The sequence below is a fragment of the Niveibacterium sp. 24ML genome (assembly GCF_026586805.1).
Lineage (GTDB): Bacteria > Pseudomonadota > Gammaproteobacteria > Burkholderiales > Rhodocyclaceae > Niveibacterium.
In genome coordinates, this window is sequence record NZ_JAPFHA010000006.1 from 12,308 (window position 1) to 33,728 (window position 21,421).

Consider the following 21,421-nt stretch of genomic DNA (forward strand, 5'->3'; position numbering starts at 1 on the left):
CCTCAGCCCAGACCATCGAGGGTCGCCACGCGGCCTTCGCGGTAGCTGGCAAGCCCCAGGTCGATGAGTTGCATGACTCTGAGCGCATCGCTCGCCGGCACCGGGTTCGGCGCACCCAGCAGGATTGCGTCGCGCACCGCGGCGTAGTAACGGCTGTAGTCGCCCCGCTCGCCGGCATGTTCGCGCTGCGTCAGCGCATCGGCCTCGCTCAAGGTGAGCGTGCCGGGGCGCGGGTCGACGCCCCAGTCGGCGCTGCCCGGCCGCCCACCCAGCTTCAGCGCGTCTTCCTGCGGATCCAGCCCGTACTTGGTGAAGCTGCCCCGCGTGCCATGCAGCGCAAAGCGCGGCCCGAGCGCCGGCACCAGCGCGCTGCCATGCAGGATCACGCGCAGCGCGTCGTAGCGCAGCACAGCGTGGAACCAGTCGTCGGCCGCGGCGCCGTCGCGTTGCTGCGCCAGATCCAGCGAAATGGTTTGCGGCGTACCGAACAACTGCAGCGTCTGATCCAGCAAATGCGAACCGAGGTCGTACCACAGCCCGCTGCCCGGCGCGCCCGATTCGCGCCAGCGCGTGCGCACCTGCGGCCGGTAACGATCGAAATGCGATTCGAAGTGGGTGAGCCTGCCCAGCGCGCCCGCAGCGAGGATCTGCTTCACCGTCAGGAAATCGGCATCCCAGCGGCGATTGTGGAACACCGAGAGCAAGCGCCCGGCAGTCTCCGCGCGCAGGATCAGATCGCGCGCTTGAGCGGCATCGAGCGTGAAGGGCTTATCCACCACCACATGCTTGCCCGCCGCCAGGGCTTTGAGTGCAAGCGGATAGTGCGTTTCGTTGGGCGTCGGGATCACGACGAGGTCGATGTCCGGCCGCGCGAACAAGGCGTCGGGCGAATCGCAAACCTCAACCGCTGGCCAAGCCGCGCGCACCTTGGCTGGATCGCTGCTTGACATCGCAAGCAGCGCCAGCCCCGGCACCGACGCAATCAAGGGGGCATGAAAGGTCGCCGTGGCGAAACCATAGCCGACGACGCCAACGCGCAAGGTGGAACGCATCCGAATACTCCTTCAAGACCGGGTAGCCGCCGCAGTATGAGCGTGGGGCCGGCGCGGCACCAGCCAGGCGCGGCAGCGGCCCAACGAATGACCTTCCGCCGGGGCCGGCAGAAGCTTGTTTCAACGCAATAAACTGACACACGCCCCTAACTTTGATCGTCCATCGAATTTAGAATTGCGCTCGCGGTTTACCCTGATTTTTTGCAGCGCACCATCCCGCCCTCCCTCAGGGGTGCGCCGCGAGAAAGCCCCCCATGAACACCCCGATGTACCTCCCCTGGCTGGCCCGCAAAGCCGGCATCAGCGACGAACGCGCGCAGGAACTCTGGCGCGAAGCCCTCTGCCATGCCACCGATACCAGCGGCTGGGTTGGCGGCCCCGAATACTGGGCAGCCGCAAATGCGCGCCTGCTCGAACTGACCGACATCGAACGCCGGCAGATGTCGCCACGCTTGGTGCGCATGGCACGGCACCAGAAGCGCCTGCTGCAACTGCCACTGCAAGCCATCGAAGACCTGCTCGGCGCCTGGCGCGCCGGCAACAACCGCCGCGCCGCCTGAGGCTGCGCCGCGTTGGCGGCGCAATCAGCCGGCCGCCGCCGCGGGCAGCAGACGCCCCTGAGGCGGGGCGGTTTCTCCTTTGCTGCCGCCTCACCGGCACGCCTTCGCGGCGATCGCGCAGCCGTCACATTCCGCGCTGCAGCGCGCGGGCGGTAGAATGCGCGTTTTCGCCATTTCGTAGCGAGCACGCGCCCATGCAGGACAAATACACGCCGGCCGAGATCGAGTCCGCCGCCCAAGAACACTGGGACTCCACCCAGGCCTTCGAAGTCTCCCGGGACGATTCGCTCCCGAAGTACTACTGCCTCTCGATGTTCCCGTATCCGTCGGGCAAGCTGCACATGGGGCATGTGCGCAACTACACGATCGGCGACGTGCTGTCGCGCTCGCACAAGATGCGCGGCTACAACGTGCTGCAGCCGATGGGCTGGGATGCCTTCGGCCTGCCGGCCGAGAACGCGGCGATCAAGAATGGCGTGCCGCCGGCCAAGTGGACCCGCGAGAACATCGCCTATATGAAGAAGCAGCTCAAGTCGCTTGGTTTCGCGATCGACTGGAGCCGCGAGCTCGCGACCTGCGACGCCAGCTACTACAAGTGGAACCAGTGGCTCTTCCTGCGCATGCTCGAAAAGGGCATCGCCTACAAGAAGACCCAGGTCGTGAACTGGGACCCGGTCGACCAGACCGTGCTCGCCAACGAGCAGGTGATCGACGGCCGCGGCTGGCGCACCGGCGCGGTGGTCGAGAAGCGTGAGATCCCCGGCTACTACCTCGGCATCACGCAGTACGCGGAAGAACTGCTGGGCGACCTCGATGAGCTGACCGGCTGGCCGGAACGCGTGAAGCTGATGCAGGCCAACTGGATCGGCAAGAGCATCGGCGTGCGCTTCGCCTTCCCGCACGAGATTGCGGACGAAGCCGGCCTGATCGGCGACGGCAAGCTGTGGGTATTCACCACCCGCGCCGACACCATCATGGGCGTCACCTTCTGCGCTGTGGCGGCCGAGCACCCGCTGGCGACGCACGCAGCCAAGAACAACCCCGAGCTCGCCGCCTTCATCGACAAGTGCAAGCACGGCTCGGTGATGGAAGCCGACATGGCGACGATGGAGAAGGAAGGCCTGCCGACCGGCCTCTTCGTCACCCATCCGCTGACCGGCAAGCAAGTCGAAGTCTGGGTCGGCAACTATGTGCTGATGAGCTACGGCGACGGCGCGGTGATGGGCGTGCCGGCGCACGACGAGCGCGATTTCGCGTTCGCGAAGAAATACGGCATTGAAATTAAACAAGTTATCGAACTGCCTACCGCGCATGACATCAAGCGTGAACATGCGGCGCTGCCGATGACGCCGGACACAGTCGCGAAACAAGCAGAACTGGTTGCACGTCTGTTTGAACTCGAGTTCAGTACCAAGACTTGGAAGCCCTGGTACGGCGACAAGGAGTGCGGCGTCTGCGTGAACTCCGGCGTGCTCGACGGCCTCGCCTACGAAGCGGCGGTGAACAAGGTCGCTGAGCTGCTCGCCGCGAAGGGCATTGGCGAGAAGAAGGTGCAGTGGCGCCTGCGCGACTGGGGCATCTCGCGCCAGCGCTACTGGGGCTGCCCGATTCCTATCATCCACTGCGATGACTGTGGCTCGGTGCCGGTACCCGACGATCAACTGCCGGTCGTGCTGCCGGAAGACTGCGTACCGGACGGCTCCGGCAACCCGCTCAACAAGCTCGAAAGCTTCCTCGCCTGCGCCTGCCCGAAGTGCGGCAAGCCGGCGCGCCGCGAAACCGACACGATGGACACCTTCGTCGATTCGTCCTGGTACTACGCGCGCTACGGCAGCAGCTTCAGCGACAGCGCAATGGTGGACGCCGAGACCAACTACTGGATGACGGTGGACCAGTACATCGGCGGCATCGAACACGCGATCCTGCACCTGCTCTACTCGCGCTTCTGGACCAAGGTGATGCGCGACTGCGGCCTGGTGAACTACCGCGAACCCTTCGCCCGCCTGCTCACGCAAGGCATGGTCCTGAAGACCGCGTTCTCGCACAAGCCCGAAGGCGGCGGCAAGAACTACTACTGGGAAGAGGAAGTCGAGATCGAGCGCGGCCCCCAAGGCCAGATCACCGGCGCCAAACTCAAGAAGGACGGCACACCGCTGGACTTCGAGATGACCACGATGTCGAAGTCGAAGAACAACGGCGTCGACCCGCAGGCGATGATCGAACAGTACGGGGCGGACACGGCGCGCTTCTTCGTCATGTTTGCCGCGCCGCCCGAGCAGACCCTGGAATGGTCGGATGCCGGCTTTGAGGGCTCCTACCGCTTCCTCAAGCGCGTATGGGCCTTTGGCCATGTCTTTGCGACAGAGCTCAAGGCCAAGCTGCCGGCCGCACGCGAACTGGCTGCGACCAAGTTGCCCGGCGAACTGGCCGCACTGCGCCGCGAGATCCACCTGCTGCTCAAGCAAGCCAACTACGACCTCGGCAAACAGCAGTTCAACACCGTGGCGTCGGCCACGATGAAGATGCTTAACGCCATCGAGAAGGCGCCACGTGACACCGCGCTCGCCGCAGAGGTGATCGAAGAAGCCTTCGGCATCCTGCTGCGCGTGCTCTCGCCGATCACCCCGCACATCGCGCACGCGCTGTGGCGTGAGCTGGGCTACGGCAAGGACATCCTTGACGCCGCCTGGCCCGAACCGCAGGAAGACGCGCTGGTGCAGGACGAGGTGGAGCTTGTACTGCAGCTGCTGGGCAAGACGCGCGGCAGCATCACGGTGCCGGCCTCCGCCGACAAGGCAGCGATCGAAGCGGCCGCTGTGGCGTCGGACATCGCGCAGAAGTTCATGGAAGGCAAGCCGGCGAAGAAGGTGATCGTCGTGCCAGGCCGTCTGGTGAACATCGTTTTCTAAGGTGAGCGTCAACGCCCTCATCCGCCGCGCAACACCGGGCGACGCAGCGGCGTTCGCCCGGATCTTCGCGCAGCCTGCCGCGCAGGCGAACACGCTGCAACTGCCTTACCCGTCTGCGGCGATGTGGACAGCGCGCCTCACCGAAAATGCGCCGGACCTGCATCAGTTGGTGGCCGAGGTTGATGGTCTGCTGGTCGCCTGTGCCAGCCTGCGCCGCAACAGTGAGCCGCGCCGCGCGCATGCCGGCGAGATCGGCATCGGCGTTGACGCGGCCTGGCAGGGCCGTGGCGTCGGGCGCAAGTTGCTGGCCGCGCTGATCGACCTGGCCGACAACTGGCTTGCGCTGCACCGGATCGAACTGCGCGTGTTTGCCGACAATGTGGCGGCGATCCGGCTCTACGAATCGATGGGCTTTGTGCACGAAGCGCTGCTGCGCGGCGACGGTCTGCGCAATGGCGAGTTCCCGGACACCGCCGTGATGGCCCGCCTCCACCCAAACCCGCCGCTGCAACGGCCGGAGATCCGCCCTTGACCCTCAGTCGCACAATTTTTGCGCTGGCCCTCAGCCTGCTGATCGGCGCCTGCGGTTTTCATCTGCGCGGCGCGCAGCCGCTGCCCTTTCAGTCCATCTACCTGAGCGTATCCGCCTACAGCGAGGCTGGCGCCCAGTTGCGCCGGCAGATCGCGGCGAACGGAACCACGCGCATCGTCGACAAACCCGAGGACGCCGAGGTCAAGCTGCTGATCGTGGGCGACGCCAAGGAAAAGGTGATTCTGAGCCTCGACACCAAGGGCCGGGTGCGCGAGTACGAGCTGCGCCAGAAAATCGTGTTCAAGGTGGTCGATCGCGGCGGCCGCGAGGTGATCCCGGCGACCGAACTCAACACCAAGCGCGAAATGACCTTCAACGACGCGCAAGTACTGGCGAAGGAACAGGAAGAAGCGCAGATCTACCGCGAGATGGAGAACGACCTCGTGCAACGCGTGCTGCGCCGCATGTCGGTGGCCCAGTGGCCGCTGCCGGATGCGCCAGCCACGCAATCCGCCCCGGCGCGCTGAGCGGCATGGCCATGCGCCCTGAGCAGCTGGCCAAGGAGCTCGAGCGCGGCCTTGCGCCGCTCTACGTCGTGCATGGCGACGAGCCATTGCTGGTGCTCGAAGCCACCGACGCGATCCGCGCCGCCGCACGGACCCGTGGCATTGACGAGCGCGAAGTGCTGGTGGTCACCCAAGGCTTCAAGTGGAACACGCTGGAGATGGCGGCCGGCAACCTCTCGCTGTTCGGCAGCGCGAAGCTGATCGACCTGCGCATCCCCACCGGCAAGCCGGGCCGTGAAGGGGGCGACGCGCTCGGCCGCTACGTCAAGAAGCTCGACCCGCAGGGCGTCATCACGCTGATCACGCTGCCGCAACTGGACTGGGCGGCGCGCAAGGCGGCCTGGTTCGTGGCGCTGACCGAGGCGGCGGTTGAAGTGGAATGCAACGCCCCGGCGCTGGCGCAACTGCCGGACTGGCTCGCCGGCCGCCTCGCGCGCCAGCAGCAGCGAGCGCCGCGTGAAGCGCTGGAATTCATCGCGCAGCATGTCGAAGGCAACCTGCTCGCCGCGCATCAGGAATTGCAGAAGCTCGGCCTGCTGTTCGAGCCGGGCGAACTGACGCTTGAGCAGGTGCAGGATTCAGTGCTCAACGTCGCGCGGTACGACACCGAAAAGCTGCGCCTCGCGCTACTGGAAGGTGACCCGGCACGCCTGACGCGCTTGATCGAAGGGCTGCAGGGCGAAGGCGCGGCACCACCGCTGGTGCTGTGGGCGATGGCAACCGAGATCCGCACCTTGAGCTTGCTGCGCGCCGGGCAGGACGCCGGACAGCCGCTGCCGGCGCTGTTCAAACGCGAGCGGGTATTCGATCGCGAGAAGCAGGCCCTGATCCAGCGCGCCCTGCCCCGTCTGCCGCTTGGCACACTGCGCGCCGCGCTGATGCACGCCGCACGGGTCGACCGGGTGATCAAGGGCGTCGGCGAGGGCGAACTGTGGAACGAGTTCCTGCAACTCGCGCTGCGACTCGCCAACATGCCCAAGCGCCGCCGCGCCTGAGCCCCCCATCCGCAGCAGGCAAAAAAATGGCGACCTTGTGGTCGCCGGGTATCTATTTTTTTGCCTCGCGGAAAAAGCCGCTCGGGTTCATTACGCGCAATCCGTTGTTTTCGGTTCTTGCGATTTCTCGCGCTCGCCTCTGAGCGACAGAAACAGCCCGGTTGCACCGTGCGTCATGGAAGGGGGAGGAACCATGCGCGCCCCGTGCGGGGGAGGGGAGACACGAGGTGTTTTGTGTGCAGCCCGGGCGTCTGTCGGGGTTAACCCTAAGTCAGCGCCCGAACAAATGCAAGCAAACGCCCATTCAAGATTTTTATGCCGCCGCGATTGCGCCCTATTCGCCACCCAAAAAGGAAAAGCGGCGACTCCGAAGAGCCGCCGCCATCCTTCAGTCTCCCCCGAGACTTCCTTACTTTTTGCGCATCGGCGGCAAGTCGGTACAGGTGCCCTCGAACACCTCCGCCGTCATGCCGATCGATTCGCCCAGCGTCGGGTGCGGGTGGATCGTCTTGCCGATATCCACCGCGTCGCAGCCCATTTCGATCGCCAGCGCGATCTCGCCGATCATGTCGCCCGCGTTGGGGCCGACGATGCAGCCGCCGACCACGCGATGGGTCTCCTCGTCGAAGATCATCTTGGTGAAGCCGTAGTCGCAGCCGTTCGCGATCGCACGGCCGGAGGCCGCCCACGGGAACTTGGCAATGCTGATCTTGCGGCCGGTGGCTTTGGCCTCGATTTCGGTCACACCGACCCAGGCCACTTCCGGCTCGGTGTAAGCCACCGACGGAATGATCGTCGCGTCGAAGTAGGACTTCTGACCCGCCGCGACTTCCGCCGCAACGTGGGCTTCATGCACGCCTTTGTGCGCCAGCATCGGCTGGCCGACGATGTCGCCAATGCCGAAGATGTGCGGCACATTGGTGCGCTGCTGCTTGTCGACCGGGATGAAGCCGCGGTCGGTGACATGCACGCCCGCCTTTTCCGCGCCGATCTTCTTGCCGTTCGGGCTGCGGCCCACGGCGGAGAGGATCAGGTCGTACTTCTGGTCGTCGGCCGGCGCGTCTTCGCCTTCAAACTTGACGAGGATGCCGTCCGGGCGACAGGTCACGCCCACCGTGCGGGTCTTGAGCATCACCTTATCGAAGCGGTGCAGGTTCTGCTTCTCCCACACCTTGACCGCATCACGGTCGGCACCGGTCATCAGGCCGTCGAGCGCTTCGACGACGTCGATCTTCGCGCCCAGCGCGGAGTACACCGTCGCCATTTCGAGGCCGATGATGCCGCCGCCAATGACCAGCATGCGCTTGGGCACCTGACGCAGTTCGAGCGCGCCGGTGGAATCCACGATGCGCGGGTCCTCCGGCAGGAAGGGCAGCTTCACCGCTTGCGAACCAGCGGCGATGATCGCCTTCTGGAAGCGCACGATCTTCTTCTCGCCACTGGTTTCCGAGCCGCTGCCAACCGTAAGCGACACTTCGACGTGGTTGGCATCGAGGAACTGGCCGTAGCCACGCACGATGTCCACCTTACGTGCCTTGGCCATGCCGGCGAGGCCGCCGGTCAGCTTGCCAATGACCTTTTCCTTGTGTGCGCGCAGGCGGTCGAGGTCGACGGTCGGCTTGTCGAAGGCCACGCCCACGTCGGCGAAGTGCGAGGCTTCCTCGATCACGTTCGCCACATGCAGCAGCGCCTTGGACGGAATACAGCCGACGTTCAGGCACACGCCACCGAGGGTCGCGTAACGCTCGACCATCACCGTCTTCATGCCGAGGTCGGCCGAACGGAAGGCGGCGGAGTAGCCGCCCGGGCCAGCGCCAAGCACCAGCATTTCGCACTCGATGTCGACCGGGCCGCTGTAGCTGCCGGCTGGCAACGGGGCGGCAGGGGCCGCCGCCGGGGCCGGGGCAGCCGGTGCCGCGGCGGGCTTCGGCGCTTCAGCCGGGGCGGCAGCACCTGCGGCTTCAAGCGTCAGCACCACGGCGCCCTCGCCCACGCGGTCGCCCACCTTGACCTTGAGTTCCTTGATCACGCCTGCGGCCGGGCTGGGGACGTCCATCGTCGCCTTGTCGGATTCGAGCGTCAGCAAGGCGTCTTCGGCTTTGACGGTATCACCCGGCTTGACCGCGATCTCGATGATCGGCACATCCTTGAAGTCGCCGATGTCCGGCACCTTCACTTCGATAATCTGGCTCATCCTTGAGGTCTCCGGCTCAGAGCAGCACGCGGCGGAAGTCTTGCAGCACGCCGGCGAAGTAGGCATTGAAACGGGCAGCCTCGGCGCCATCGATCACACGGTGATCCCAGGACAGGGACAAGGGCAGCATCAGGCGCGGCACGAAAGCCGAGCCGTCCCACACCGGGCGGATCTGCGACTTGCAGACGCCCATGATCGCGACTTCCGGCGCATTGATGATCGGCGTGAAGTACACGCCGCCAATGCCACCGAGCGAGCTGATCGTGAAGCAGCCACCCTGCATCTGATCGGGCTTGAGCTTGCCGTCGCGCCCGAGCTTGGCCAGTTCGCCCATCTCTTGCGCGATGGCGGAGACGCCCTTCTTGTCCGCATCGCGGATCACCGGCACGACCAGCCCGTTCGGCGTGTCGGCAGCGAAACCGATGTGGTAGTACTGCTTGAGCACCAGGTTGTCGCCGTCGAGCGAGGCGTTGAAGGTCGGGAACTTCTTCAGTGCCGCGACCGCTGCCTTGATCATGAATGCGAGCATGGTCAGCTTGACGCCGCTCTTCTCGAACTCCTTGTTCATCTGCACGCGGAAGGCTTCCAGATCGGTGATGTCCGCGTCGTCATGGTTGGTGACGTGCGGAATCTGGACCCAGTTGCGGTGCAGGTTGGCGCCGGAGATCTTCTTGATGCGCGACAGCGGCTTGGCGTCGACCGGGCCGAACTTGCTGAAGTCGACCTTGGGCCAGGGCAGCAGGTTCAGCTCGCCACCACCAGTGACACCACCGCCTGCGACGCCCGCCGAACCGGCCGGCACCAGCGCGCCGGTAGCGATCTGGCTGAACACGCCCTTGATGAAGTTCTGCACGTCTTCGTGCAGCACGCGCCCCTTCGGGCCGGTGCCGGGCACGCGGGCAATATCCACACCGAGCTCGCGCGCAAAGCGGCGCACCGAGGGGCTGGCGTGGGCCTTGCCGGCCGGCGCGGTGATTGCAGACGCAGCAGCCACTGGCGCGGCGACTGCCGGAGCAGGTGCCGCTGCAGCCGGTGCGGGAACGGCGGCAGCAGGTGCGGGCGCCGGCGCAGCGGCAACCGCCGGGACGGCCGCGCCGCCAGCGGCTTCGATCACCAGGATCAGCGCACCCTGCGACACGCGATCACCGACCTTGACCTTGAGTTCCTTGACGACACCGGCCACCGGCGTCGGCACATCCATCGTGGCCTTGTCGGATTCGAGCGTCACGACCGGCGCGTCGGCTGCAACCGTGTCGCCCACCTTGACCGCCACTTCGATGACGGGCACATCGGCGAAGTCGCCGATGTCCGGCACGATCACCTCGACCAAGCCACCGCCGGCGGAGGGCGCAGGGGCTGCGGCAGGTGCGGGAGCGGGAGCGGGTGCGGGGGCCGCAGCAACCGGCGCAGGCGCTGCAACGGCGGGCGCGGGCGCAGCGGCTGCCGCCACGGCGCCGGCTTCGAGGATGACAACCAGCGTGCCTTCGGCAACGCGGTCACCCACAAGCACTTTGACTTCCTTGACCACACCGGCGGCCGGGCTCGGCACATCCATCGTGGCTTTATCGGATTCGAGCGTCAGCAGGGTCGATTCGGCTTGAACCGTATCGCCCGGCTTGACTGCCACCTCGATCACCGGCACATCCTTGAAATCGCCGATGTCGGGAACCTTCACTTCAATGAGTTGGCTCATGTGCGTTCCTCTGAGAGACGCAGCCCGGGCGGCGCCTGAGCGCCGGCGCGGCACACCGCATCAGGGCGGCGTGCTGCGTGGGGCCTGCATCAGACGGTGATGGGGTTCGACTTGTTGATGTCGATGCCGTACTTGGTGATCGCCTCGGCGACCTTCTCGCGATCGATCGTGCCTTCGTCTGCCAGGGCCTTGAGGGCAGCGAGGGTGACCCAGCGACGATCCACTTCGAAGTGGTTGCGCAAGGCTTCGCGGGTGTCGGAGCGGCCATAACCATCGGTACCCAGCGTCACATAGCGGCGCGGCACGAAGGGGCGGATCTGCTCGGAGAACAGCTTGACGTAGTCGGTCGCAGCGATCACCGGGCCGGTCGAATCCTTCAGCATGGCTTCGACATGCGAGACGCGCGGGGTTTCCAGCGGGTGCAGCAGGTTCCAGCGCGTTGCATCGAGGCCGTCGCGGGCCAGTTCGTTCATGCTGGTGCAACCCCAGATGTCCGACTCGACGCCCCAGTCCTCACGCAGCAGATCGGCCGCGGCGATGACTTCACGGAAGATCGTGCCGGAACCGAGCAGCTGCACGCGAGGCTGCTTGGCCTTGCCCTTGGCGCCATCGCGGAACTTGTACATGCCCTTGAGGATGTTCGCTTCCGCGCCCTCGGGCATCGCCGGATGCTCGTAGTTCTCGTTCATCACGGTGATGTAGTAGTACACATCTTCCTGCTCGCCATACATGCGGCGCAGGCCGTCCTGAACGATCACCGCCAGCTCGTAAGAGAAGGTCGGGTCGTAGGTGACGCAGTTGGGCACCAGGTTCGCGAGGATCTGCGAGTGGCCGTCTTCGTGCTGCAAGCCTTCGCCGTTCAGCGTGGTACGGCCGGCGGTGCCGCCGATCAGGAAGCCGCGGGCACGCGAGTCACCCGCCGCCCAGCAGAGATCCATCACGCGCTGGTGGCCGAACATCGAGTAGTAGATGTAGACCGGGATCATCGGCACGTTGTGCACCGAGTACGAGGTCGCCGCGGCGATCCAGGAACTCATTGCACCGGCCTCGTTGATGCCCTCCTGCAGGATCTGCCCTTCGCGGCTTTCCTTGTAGAACATCAACTGATCGTGATCCTGCGGCACGTACTTCTGGCCGAACTGGTTCCAGATGCCGAACTGGCGGAACATGCCTTCCATGCCGAAGGTACGCGACTCGTCCGGCACGATCGGCACAACATGGCGGCCGATGTTCTTGTCCTTGAGCATCGTGTTGAGGATGCGGACAAAGGCCATCGTGGTCGAGAATTCGCGGCCTTCGCCTGACGCCTTGAGCTGCGCGTCGAACGCGGTGAGTTCCGGCACCGTGAGCTGCTCGCCCTTGACGCGGCGAGTCGGCAGATAGCCACCCAGATCCATGCGGCGCTGGCGCATGTAGTTCAGCTCTGGCGAGCCTTCGTCGAACTTGACCAGCGGCATCTCGTCGACCTTGTCGTCCGGCACCGGGATCTCGAAGCGGTCACGGAAGCGCAGCAGCGAGTCGTGATTCATCTTCTTCTGCTGGTGGGTGATGTTCTGCGCTTCACCCGAAGAGCCCATGCCGAAGCCCTTGATGGTCTTGGCGAGGATGAGCGTCGGCTGGCCCTTGTGCTCGGTGGCCGCCTTGTAGGCCGCGAACACCTTGAAGAGATCGTGGCCGCCACGGTTCAGGCGCCAGATGTCGTCATCGGTCCAGTCGGCCACCAGTGCCTTGAGTTCGGGCGTATTGAAGAAGTGCTCGCGAACATAGGCGCCGTCCTTCGACTTGAAGGTCTGATATTCGCCGTCGACCGCTTCCATCATGCGCTTCTTGAGGATGCCCGCCTTGTCACGCTGCAGCAGCGTATCCCAGTGCGTGCCCCAGATGACCTTGATGACGTTCCAGCCGGCGCCGCGGAATTCCGCTTCGAGTTCCTGGATGATCTTGGCGTTGCCGCGCACCGGGCCGTCGAGGCGCTGCAGGTTGCAGTTCACGACGAAGACCAGGTTGTCGAGCTGTTCGCGGCCGGCCACGCCGATCGCGCCCATCGAGTCGACCTCGTCCATTTCGCCGTCGCCGAGGAAGGCCCAGACCTTGCGGCCTTCGGTCTTGGCGAGGCCGCGGTTGTCGAGGTACTTCATGAAGCGGGCCTGATAGATGGCCTGCAGCGGGCCGAGACCCATCGACACGGTCGGGAACTGCCAGAAGTCGGGCATCAGCCAGGGGTGCGGGTAGGACGACACGCCCTTGCCCGAGGTTTCCTGGCGGAAGTTGTCGAGCTGCTCGTCGGTCAGGCGGCCGAGCATGTGCGCACGCGCATACACGCCGGGGATCGAGTGCCCCTGGAAGAAAATCAGGTCGCCACCGTCCGGGTTGGAAGGCGATTTCCAGAACCAGTTGAAGCCGACGTCGTACAGCGTCGCGGCGGACGCATACGAGGCGATGTGGCCGCCAACGTTGGTGTCCTTGTTTGCGCGCACCACCATGGCCATGGCGTTCCAGCGGAGGAAGGCCTGGATGCGGCTTTCGATCGTGGGGTCACCGGGGTATTTCGGCTGCTTGTCGGCCGGAATGGTGTTGATATAGCCGGTGTTGGCGCTGTACGGAATGTCTGCGCCATCTTCGCGCGCGACCTCAATCAAGCGCTCGATCAGATAGTGGGCGCGTTCCGGCCCTTCCTGGGCAAGCACGCCAGCCAGCGCTTCCAGCCACTCCTGCGTCTCCTGCGCGTCGCTATCGGACTGCAGCAGCACGTTGGGCAAAGAGGCCATCGGTGCGATCTCCTTCCTCGATTCGATTCGGACAATCAAAAAGCCCGCCGCCCGATTGGGCGGCGGTCGGCATCCAGACCTGCGCGGCAGAAAGCAAGCTGCTGCGGGGGGCCTAGCTTAATCCGCGGCGAGAGCATCGGCCAGCGGTAAAAAACGGGGTTTTTCAGAAGATAAAACAGCCTACCGCATTGTGCAATAGAAAATTGCTTGAACAGGAAGCGCGCCGCATTCAAACAATCGTTTGCAAGCCTTTGACGCAACGCAACATTTTTCGCTTCCGGGATTCAAACGCCGCCCGGCCCAGCGACTTCAGGCAAGGCACCGCCGAAGGAAAATTCGCCAATCAGGCACCTAAAGCCCTGCAGGCAGGGGAAGCGGGCAGGGCTCAGCGCGCGCCGGCCCGTTTGCGGTCTTCGTCATAGGCGAAGACGATGCGCCCGTCGCGCACCTCGGCCAAGTACACCATGCGGGTGCTCTTGATGGCTTCGTGATCGTTGGGCGAGAACGGCCGGACATAGGTCATCAGGGCACCGTCGACCGGCTCGATCAGGTGTTCCAGCGCATCGCGCAGCTTGGGGCCTTCGGTGCTGCCGGCCTGGCGGATCGCTGCGGCAAGAATGAGCATTGCGTCGTAGCCCTGCGCGGCGGCCGCCGGCGACGGCATCCGCTCGACCCCGACAGTCTGCGCCCAGGCATCGCGAAACGCCTGAGCGCGCGGGTGCGCGCTCTCAAGCACAAAGGTCTGCGGCATCCGGGCGCCTTCGGCGTTGGGGCCGGCGCCATCAAGAAACTCGGGCATCGACAAGGTCCAGCTACCGATCAGCGGCACTTTCCAGCCGAGCTTGGCAGCGGCGTTCGCGATCTTCGTCAGATCCGGCCCGACGCCGTAGGTCAAGATTGCCTCGGCCCCGGCACGACGGGCGCGCAGCACTTGCGCGGACAAATCGGCAAGCCCCGGGTTGAAGCGCTCCACACTCACCGGATGCAGCCCGCGTTTGTCCAGCGCGGTGACCAGGTCCGCGCGCCCGAGCTGGCCGTAATTGGTGGCATCGTGCAGGATCGCGAGCCGCTTCAGGCGGCGCCGCTCAACCGCTTCATCAACGATCATCAAGGCCTGCAGCGCATCCGGGCAGGCGACGCGAAAAACATAGTTGTCGCTGTAGGCAGGCGGAAGGAACTGGCGGGTGATCAGCGAACCGGTCGCGGCCGCCGTCACCACCGGGATGCGGGCGTTCTGGTAGTAGTGCTGGCTGGCCAGCGCGACGCTGGTGTTGGCGATGCCGATCGTCGCCACCACTTTGTCGCGGGCAATCAGTTGCTGCGCCACCGCTGCGCCGCGGTCATTCCGCGAGGCGTCGTCACGCTCGATGACTTCAATCGGGCGCCCGAGCACGCCGCCGGCGGCATTGATTTCCGCCACCGCGGTACGCACGCCGTCGCGCATCGATACGCCCACCGCGCTGGCGGCGCCGGTGAACGGCCCCGACATGCCGATCCGGATCGGATCAGCCGCCCAGCAGGGGGTGGCGCACAAACAAAGCAAGAAAAGCCGCAGCAAGGATGCGATCAAGGACGCCCTCCTCCGTTATTCTTGTGGTCAGGCAATGCGGTGCCGGGGCAAACCCCTATCGCCGCGCGCTGACAAAGCCGGACAATCGCCCCGGCGTGCAGACTCAACAATGACCATTCTGGCCCGATCCGGCAAGGAAGGCGCAAGTCGCCTCGAACTCTTTACCACTGCCCCCTATGTTGCCGTGGTGGTGTTCGCGCTCGCCATGCTGACCATTGTGTGGATGCTGCAATCGCAGGAAGAGGTGGTCGAGCGCAGCGCGCTGGGGCGTGATGTGCAGTGGGCCGAGCGCACCATGCGGACCCACTTTCTCGCCAACGAAGAATTTCTCAACGAGCTGGCGCGCGAGATCGCGTCCGACACACTGGACAGCGACGCCTTCCAGCTGCGCACCAATCAGTACCTCGCCAACAACCCAGAACTGATTAACGTTGTGTGGATCGACGCGTCCGGCAAGGTCCGCTGGAGTGCGCCGTTCGATACCACCGACTGGTTGCCGGGCGATACGCTCAGTGCCACACAGGGGCAGGTCGCGCGCCACGCGCGCGAAATCGGCCGCGCCGCCTACGGCCAGCCCTACCGTGGCCACAGTGGCAGCGCGCTGGTGGAGGTGTTCATTCCCGTGCAACGCGGCCGTGCGCCCTGGGGAATGATCGCCGCGGTCTACTCGGTCGACGGCCTGCTGCTGCATCTGGTGCCGTCTTGGTTTTCGGAGAAGTACCGCCTCACGTTGACCGACGGTAACGCCGAGACGCTGGCGTCCAACGCAATCTCGACCAACGCCACCGATCCGGGCCTCTCGTCCTTGATTGTCTTCGACCCGCCCGGCAACGGGCTCGCACTGCGCGCCACCGCCTATCGCGGCGACACCCAGTTGCCCAACGAACTGCCGGTATCGCTGATCATCGGCCTCTCGGTGCTGGTGTTCTGGAGCCTGTGGGCGCAGCGCGGCCACATGCTGCGACGGATCAAGGTGGAAAAGGAACGCGACCGCATCTTCAACCTGTCGCTCGATGTGCTGTGCACCTTGAACCTGAACGGCAACTACCGGCGCCTGAACCCGGCCATCGAGCGCATCCTGGGCTACCCGGCCGAAAGCATGATCGGCCGCCCGCTGCTCGATCTGGTCCACCCGGAGGATCTCGAAGGCGCCAGCGAACAGATGCAACTGCTCGCACGCGGCCGCCCGGCCACCTTCGAAGCCCGCATGCGCTGCGCCGACGGCCGCTACAAATGGCTGGTGTGGAGCGCCAACCCGGTGCCGGACGAGCGCGTGATCTACGCGGTCGCCCACAACGTCACCGACCGCAAGGCCGCCGAAGACGCCTGGCGCGCCGAGTCCGCCTTCCGCCGCGCGATGGAAGAGTCGGTGCTCACCGGCCTGCGCGCCACCGACATGAAGGGCCGCATCATTTATGTGAACCGCGCCTTCTGCGAACTCACCGGCTATTCAGAATCCGAACTGGTCGGCATCGACTCGCCCTTCCCCTACTGGCCGGACGACGAAATCGACCGCAACGAGCACAACCTCGCGCTCTCGCTGGCCGGCGAAGCGCCGGTCGACGGCTTCGAGCTGCGCATCAAGCGCAAGGACGGCAACATCGGCTTCGTCCGCCTGATGGTGTCGCCGCTGGTCGATGCCGCCGGGCAGCAAACCGGCTGGATGGCGGCGATGAACGACATCACCGAATCCAAGCGCATCCACGCCGAACTTGAAGCCGCACACGAACGCTTCGTGGCGGTGCTCGACGGGCTCGACACCGCGGTGTTCGTGGCCGATGTGCAGAGCGACGCGATCCTCTACGCCAACCACGCCTTCCTCTCCGATTTCGGCCTCGATGCGGTTGGCCGCACGACACACAGCCTCGCGCTACCGCAACCGGAACTGGGCGACTATCCGGTCGACCCGCGCCGCCTCACGCCCGAGCAGTTGCCGCGCGAACTCTTCGACGGCGAGCTGCATCACCCGCTCTCGGCGCGCTGGTTCCATGTGCGCGAACGCGCCACCCGCTGGGTCGATGGCCGCGTCGTACGCATGGCGGTCGCCACCAACATCACCGACCGCAAAACGGTGGAAGAACTCAACCGCCAGCAGGAAGAACGCCTGCAACGCACCTCTCGCCTGATCACGATGGGCGAGATGGCCTCGACGCTGGCACACGAGCTGAACCAGCCACTCTCCGCCATCGCCAACTACAGCTCGGGCTGCGTCAATCGTCTGCAGAGCGGACGATACAAGCCCGAAGAGCTGCTCGTGGCGATGCAGAAGGCCGCCCACCAGGCGGACCGCGCCGGCAAGATCATCCGCCGCGTGCGCGACTTCGTCCGCAAGAGCGAGCCACGGCGCAGCGCCGTTCGCCTGTTCGATGTGGTGGAAGACGCTCTCGGCTTTGCCGAGATCGACGCCCGCAAGCATGGCGCACGCATCGACAACCGCGTCACCGCCGATCTGCCACCGATCTACGCCGACCGCATCATGGTCGAGCAGGTCGTGCTGAACCTCGTCAAGAACGGCATCGAGGCGATGAAGGACAGCGACGAGGATCGCCGCATCCTGACGGTCAGCGCCCGTGTCGCCGAGTCCATGATCGAAGTCTCGGTCATCGACCACGGCCATGGCATCAGCGCCGAGGATCGCGAGAAACTCTTCAACGCCTTCTACACGACCAAGAGCGACGGCATGGGGATGGGCCTGAACATCTGCCGCTCGATCATCGAGTTCCACAATGGCCGGCTCTGGGTCGACAACAACCCGGAAGGCGGCTCCATTTTCCGATTCACACTCCCGACGGAGAACGCCCTTGAACACCTCAGCGAACCAGTCTGAACAGACCGTCCACATCGTCGACGATGACGAGGCCCTGCGCGATTCGTTGATCTGGCTGCTCGAATCGGAAGGCCACACGGTTGCCACCTACGCGTCGGCGGAAGACTTCCTCGCCGCCTGGAGTCCCTCGCTCGCCGGCTGCCTGTTGCTCGACGTACGCATGCCCGGCATGAGCGGGCTGGAGCTATACGAAAAACTTGTCGGCCAACACTCGACGCTGCCGGTGATCTTCATCACCGGCCACGGCGATGTGCCGATGGCGGTCTCTGCGCTCAAGAAAGGCGCGGTCGACTTCATCGAAAAGCCCTTCAACGACCAGGACATGCTGCGCCTGATCAGCCAGTGCCTCGAAACCGAGCGCACCGAACGCACCCAGCGCCGCCAGGATGCCGAAACCGCACGCAAGCTCGACCAGCTCACCAGCCGCGAACGCGAAGTGCTCGACCTCATCGTCGCCGGCCGGCTCAACAAGCAGATCGCCGACGACCTGGGCATCAGCATCAAGACGGTGGAAGTGCACCGCGCCCGCGTGATGGAGAAGATGGATGTCTCCTCACTCGCCGAACTGGTGCAAATGGTGATGAGCGCAGACGCCCCGCGTCGCTGAGCGCGACTCGAATTACGCCAGCGGCGATCTCGACCCGGCAGGACACATTCCCGTCCGCCGGGCCTCGGCCACGAACTGCCAGGCCGCTCACACGCCCGCCGGATACGCAGTGCGACCCGCGCCCGGAAGCCGTAAAGCCCTACGTCGGCCCAGGATCTGCGCGCATTGCGAACATCTGCAACGCAAGCGACTCACCCGCGCCAGACGAAGGCCGCGTCGAAGCCCACACCTGAGCCTGACAAAGCACTCGCCGCGCTGGGAGGCGAGTGGTAAACTGCCCGGTTTTCCTGAATATTCCGGGACTTAGCCCATGACAGCCCGCATTCTCGACGGCAAGGCAATCGCCGAAAGCGTCCGCAGCGACATCGCACAGAAGGCCGCCGCTCTCACCGCGCAAGGCACCCAGCCTTGCCTCGCCGTGATTCTGGTGGGTGGCGACCCCGCTTCGGCGGTGTACGTGCGCAACAAGGTGGCCGCCTGCGAGAAGGCGGGCGTGCGTTCGCTCAAGTACGAATACGCCGCCGACGCGGCGCCGGAAACGGTGCTGGCCAAGATCGCCGAACTCAATGCCGATGCCAGCGTGCACGGCATCCTGGTGCAGCTGCCGCTGCCGCCGCAGTTCGACGAGGACGCCGTCCTCGAAGCGATCCGTCCCGAGAAAGATGTGGATGGTTTCCACGCCGAGAACTTCGGCATGCTGCTGCAGGGCCGCGAGAGCTTCTACCCCTGCACCCCCTGGGGTGTGATGAAGATGCTGGAAGTCGGCGGCGTTCAGGTGCAGGGCGCCGACGCCGTCGTGATCGGCCGAAGCAACATCGTCGGCAAACCGATGGCGGTGATGCTGCTATCCGCTGGCGCCACCGTCACCGTCTGCCACTCCAAAACCAAGGACCTCGCCGGTCATGTGAAGCGCGCCGACATCGTCGTCGCTGCGGTAGGCCGCCCGAACTTCGTCACCGGCGACATGCTCAAGCCCGGCGCCGTCGTCATCGACGTCGGCATCAATCGCTTGCCCGATGGCAAGCTGTGCGGCGACGTCGACTTCGCCTCGGCCAGCGAGGTCGCCTCGCTGATCACACCGGTGCCCGGCGGCGTCGGCCCGATGACGATCACGATGCTGCTCGGCAACACCCTGCTCGCCGCCCAGCGCGCGGCAGCCGCCAAGGCCTGAAACCCGCCCCCGCGGACACGCGGATGAAGCGCGGCCACGCGCGCAGTCATCCGCGACCATGCTTTTCTGGATAGAAAAATGAACGAACAACCCGTTGTTGGCATCGTGATGGGCTCCAATTCGGACTGGCCGACGATGCAGGCCGCCGCCCGCGTCCTCAAGGAATTCGGCGTGCCCTTCGAAGCCCGTGTCGTCTCGGCGCACCGCACGCCGGATCTGATGTTCGAGTACGCCGAAAGCGCGCGCGACCGCGGCCTGCTGGCGATCATCGCCGGCGCCGGCGGCGCCGCCCACCTGCCGGGCATGCTGGCCGCCAAGACCACCGTGCCGGTGCTCGGCGTGCCGGTGCAGAGCAAGGCGCTCTCGGGCGTCGATTCACTGCACTCGATCGTGCAGATGCCCAAGGGCATCCCGGTCGCCACCTTCGCGATCGGCGAAGCGGGTGCCGCCAACGCCGGCCTCTTCGCGGTTGCGATGCTGGCCAACGAGAACAGCCGCTTGGCGCTCATGCTCGACGCCTTCCGCGCCAAGCAGACTCAAAGCGTGCTGGACATGAAACTCGACGAAGTGTGAAGAACGAAAGGCTTTCACCACAAAGGCACAAAGGGTCGCAAAGGGCCACGAAGCGTTTCGCATTTGCCTTCGTGGCCCTTCGTGCGCCTTTGTGCGCTTTGTGGTGAACGACAGGCTAAGCCCATGACGAACACAATCCTCCCGCCCGCCACCCTTGGCATGCTCGGTGGCGGCCAACTCGGCCGCTTCTTTGTGCTGGCCGCGCATGAACTCGGTTACAAGGTCTGGGTGCTCGACCCGGATCCGAACAGCCCTGCCGGCGTCGCCGCCGACCGCCACCTGAAAGCCGCTTTCGACGACTACGCCGCGCTGGATCAACTGGCCGCAGGCTGTGCCGCGATCACCACCGAATTCGAGAATGTGCCGGCCGGCACCCTCGATTACCTCGCCAAGTTCGTGCCGGTGCGCCCCTCGGCGGACGCGGTGGCGATCTGCCAGAACCGCGTCGCAGAGAAAACCTTCCTCGCGAACAACGGCATCCCGCACGCCCCCTTCGCGCCGATCAACACGGAGGCCGACGTGCGCAACGCGCCGGCCACGCTGTTCCCCGGCATCCTCAAGGTGGCCCGCTTCGGCTACGACGGCAAGGGCCAGGCGCGCGTCGCCAACCACGACGAGGCGCTGGCTGCATTCCAGGCCTTCAAGGGCGAAGCCTGCGTGCTGGAGCAGATGCTCAAGCTCGACTACGAAGTGTCGGTGGTTCTGGCGCGCGACGAGCATGGCAAGGTCAAATGCTTCCCGACCGCCGAGAACGCGCACGCGCGCGGCATCCTCGACGTGTCGATCGCACCGGCGCGTGCCTCGGGCTGCCAGCGTGATACCGCTGAAGAGCTGGCCGAACGCATCGCCGAGCAGCTCGACTACATCGGCACCATGGCGGTCGAATTCTTCGTTTCGCGCGGCGAACTGTATGTGAACGAGATGGCGCCACGCCCGCACAACAGCGGCCACTACACGATCGATGCCTGTGTAACGGACCAGTTCGAGCAGCAAGTGCGCGCACTGGTTGGCCTGCCGCTGGGCGAGGCCCGCGCGCACAGCGCCGCGGTGATGGTGAACCTGCTCGGCGACATCTGGTACGACCCGAGCCAACCCGGCCCGGATTCGCACGGCCACTACCGCGAGCCGGACTGGTCAAAGCTGCTCGCGATCCCGAACCTGAAGCTGCACCTGTACGGCAAGCACCACGCCCGCCCCGGCCGCAAGATGGGCCACTTCACGGTGATCGACGCCGACCCGGCCAAGGCGGTTGAAACCGCGATGGCGGCGCGTTCAGCCATCGGCATCCGCGACGAGTGATTGACGTGCGTGTTCACCACAGAGGCGCAGAGGCGCAGAGAAACGCAGAGACAAACCGGCGTAGGCATTGTGCGACGGCGAGATCTACCCTCGACGCCGCAACGC

General features: G+C 65.3%; 15 protein-coding genes. 10 read left to right on the forward strand and 5 right to left on the reverse strand.

What is annotated here, in order from left to right; genetic code table 11:
• Positions 1–2: 2 nt before the first annotated feature.
• On the reverse strand, positions 3–1,052 hold the full coding sequence (locus tag OPU71_RS06810) for an oxidoreductase (RefSeq protein WP_267726508.1): 1,050 nt from the start codon (positions 1,050–1,052) through the stop codon (positions 3–5).
• A gap of 254 nt (positions 1,053–1,306) precedes the next feature.
• On the opposite strand from OPU71_RS06810, the gene OPU71_RS06815 reads away from it, so the two are divergent.
• From OPU71_RS06815 to holA, 5 genes are all read left to right on the forward strand, one after another.
• Positions 1,307–1,612, forward strand: a complete 306-nt coding sequence (locus tag OPU71_RS06815; protein ID WP_267726510.1) for a hypothetical protein — start codon at positions 1,307–1,309, stop codon at positions 1,610–1,612.
• A 194-nt stretch (positions 1,613–1,806) separates the two neighbouring features.
• Positions 1,807–4,521, forward strand: coding sequence for a leucine--tRNA ligase (gene leuS / locus OPU71_RS06820; RefSeq protein WP_267726512.1), 2,715 nt, complete (start codon positions 1,807–1,809; stop codon positions 4,519–4,521).
• A 1-nt stretch (position 4,522) separates the two neighbouring features.
• Positions 4,523–5,053, forward strand: coding sequence for a GNAT family N-acetyltransferase (locus OPU71_RS06825; RefSeq protein ID WP_267726514.1), 531 nt, complete (start codon positions 4,523–4,525; stop codon positions 5,051–5,053).
• Positions 5,050–5,580: an LPS assembly lipoprotein LptE gene (gene lptE / locus OPU71_RS06830; RefSeq protein ID WP_267726515.1), complete on the forward strand. Its 531-nt coding sequence runs from the start codon at positions 5,050–5,052 to the stop codon at positions 5,578–5,580. The genes OPU71_RS06825 and lptE overlap by 4 nt, the downstream gene beginning before the upstream one ends.
• A 5-nt stretch (positions 5,581–5,585) precedes the next feature.
• A complete protein-coding gene (gene holA, locus OPU71_RS06835) occupies positions 5,586–6,614 on the forward strand; it encodes a DNA polymerase III subunit delta (RefSeq protein ID WP_267726517.1) in 1,029 nt (342 codons plus the stop codon).
• Positions 6,615–7,023: 409 nt separating this feature from the next.
• On the opposite strand, the gene lpdA is transcribed toward holA, so the two are convergent.
• The 4 genes from lpdA to OPU71_RS06855 form a co-directional block, all read right to left on the reverse strand.
• Positions 7,024–8,808: a dihydrolipoyl dehydrogenase gene (lpdA, locus tag OPU71_RS06840; protein ID WP_267726519.1), complete on the reverse strand. Its 1,785-nt coding sequence runs from the start codon at positions 8,806–8,808 to the stop codon at positions 7,024–7,026.
• Positions 8,809–8,824: 16 nt separating this feature from the next.
• Positions 8,825–10,501 (reverse strand): dihydrolipoyllysine-residue acetyltransferase, encoded by a 1,677-nt coding sequence (gene aceF, locus OPU71_RS06845; RefSeq protein ID WP_267726521.1) that lies wholly within the window; start codon positions 10,499–10,501, stop codon positions 8,825–8,827.
• Between the two features lie 89 nt (positions 10,502–10,590).
• On the reverse strand, positions 10,591–13,269 hold the full coding sequence (gene aceE / locus OPU71_RS06850) for a pyruvate dehydrogenase (acetyl-transferring), homodimeric type (RefSeq protein ID WP_267726523.1): 2,679 nt from the start codon (positions 13,267–13,269) through the stop codon (positions 10,591–10,593).
• Between the two features lie 385 nt (positions 13,270–13,654).
• Positions 13,655–14,839, reverse strand: coding sequence for an ABC transporter substrate-binding protein (locus OPU71_RS06855; RefSeq protein WP_267726526.1), 1,185 nt, complete (start codon positions 14,837–14,839; stop codon positions 13,655–13,657).
• Positions 14,840–14,948: 109 nt separating this feature from the next.
• Here OPU71_RS06855 and OPU71_RS06860 point away from each other — a divergent pair, with 109 nt between their 5' ends.
• From OPU71_RS06860 to OPU71_RS06880, 5 genes are all read left to right on the forward strand, one after another.
• Positions 14,949–17,666 carry a PAS domain S-box protein gene (locus tag OPU71_RS06860; RefSeq protein WP_267726528.1) on the forward strand — a complete coding sequence of 906 codons (2,718 nt, stop codon included), beginning with the start codon at positions 14,949–14,951 and terminating at the stop codon, positions 17,664–17,666.
• Positions 17,641–18,273 (forward strand): response regulator transcription factor, encoded by a 633-nt coding sequence (locus tag OPU71_RS06865; protein WP_267726530.1) that lies wholly within the window; start codon positions 17,641–17,643, stop codon positions 18,271–18,273. Before OPU71_RS06860 ends, OPU71_RS06865 begins: the two co-directional genes overlap by 26 nt.
• 310 nt (positions 18,274–18,583) lie before the next feature.
• On the forward strand, positions 18,584–19,444 hold the full coding sequence (folD, locus tag OPU71_RS06870; protein WP_267726532.1) for a bifunctional methylenetetrahydrofolate dehydrogenase/methenyltetrahydrofolate cyclohydrolase FolD: 861 nt from the start codon (positions 18,584–18,586) through the stop codon (positions 19,442–19,444).
• Positions 19,445–19,522: 78 nt separating this feature from the next.
• Positions 19,523–20,017, forward strand: coding sequence for a 5-(carboxyamino)imidazole ribonucleotide mutase (gene purE / locus OPU71_RS06875; protein ID WP_267726534.1), 495 nt, complete (start codon positions 19,523–19,525; stop codon positions 20,015–20,017).
• A gap of 123 nt (positions 20,018–20,140) precedes the next feature.
• Positions 20,141–21,316: a 5-(carboxyamino)imidazole ribonucleotide synthase gene (locus OPU71_RS06880; protein WP_267726536.1), complete on the forward strand. Its 1,176-nt coding sequence runs from the start codon at positions 20,141–20,143 to the stop codon at positions 21,314–21,316.
• Positions 21,317–21,421: the final 105 nt, after the last annotated feature.

Coding starts and splice junctions, on each gene's coding strand:
- aceF (WP_267726521.1), bottom strand. CDS start 10,501: ATGAGCCAACTCATTGAAGTGAAGGTTCCCGACATCGGCGATTTCAAG.
- folD (WP_267726532.1), top strand. CDS start 18,584: ATGACAGCCCGCATTCTCGACGGCAAGGCAATCGCCGAAAGCGTCCGC.
- aceE (WP_267726523.1), bottom strand. CDS start 13,269: ATGGCCTCTTTGCCCAACGTGCTGCTGCAGTCCGATAGCGACGCGCAG.
- holA (WP_267726517.1), top strand. CDS start 5,586: ATGGCCATGCGCCCTGAGCAGCTGGCCAAGGAGCTCGAGCGCGGCCTT.
- OPU71_RS06880 (WP_267726536.1), top strand. CDS start 20,141: ATGACGAACACAATCCTCCCGCCCGCCACCCTTGGCATGCTCGGTGGC.
- lpdA (WP_267726519.1), bottom strand. CDS start 8,808: ATGAGCCAGATTATCGAAGTGAAGGTGCCGGACATCGGCGACTTCAAG.
- OPU71_RS06815 (WP_267726510.1), top strand. CDS start 1,307: ATGAACACCCCGATGTACCTCCCCTGGCTGGCCCGCAAAGCCGGCATC.
- OPU71_RS06860 (WP_267726528.1), top strand. CDS start 14,949: ATGACCATTCTGGCCCGATCCGGCAAGGAAGGCGCAAGTCGCCTCGAA.
- purE (WP_267726534.1), top strand. CDS start 19,523: ATGAACGAACAACCCGTTGTTGGCATCGTGATGGGCTCCAATTCGGAC.
- leuS (WP_267726512.1), top strand. CDS start 1,807: ATGCAGGACAAATACACGCCGGCCGAGATCGAGTCCGCCGCCCAAGAA.
- OPU71_RS06810 (WP_267726508.1), bottom strand. CDS start 1,052: ATGCGTTCCACCTTGCGCGTTGGCGTCGTCGGCTATGGTTTCGCCACG.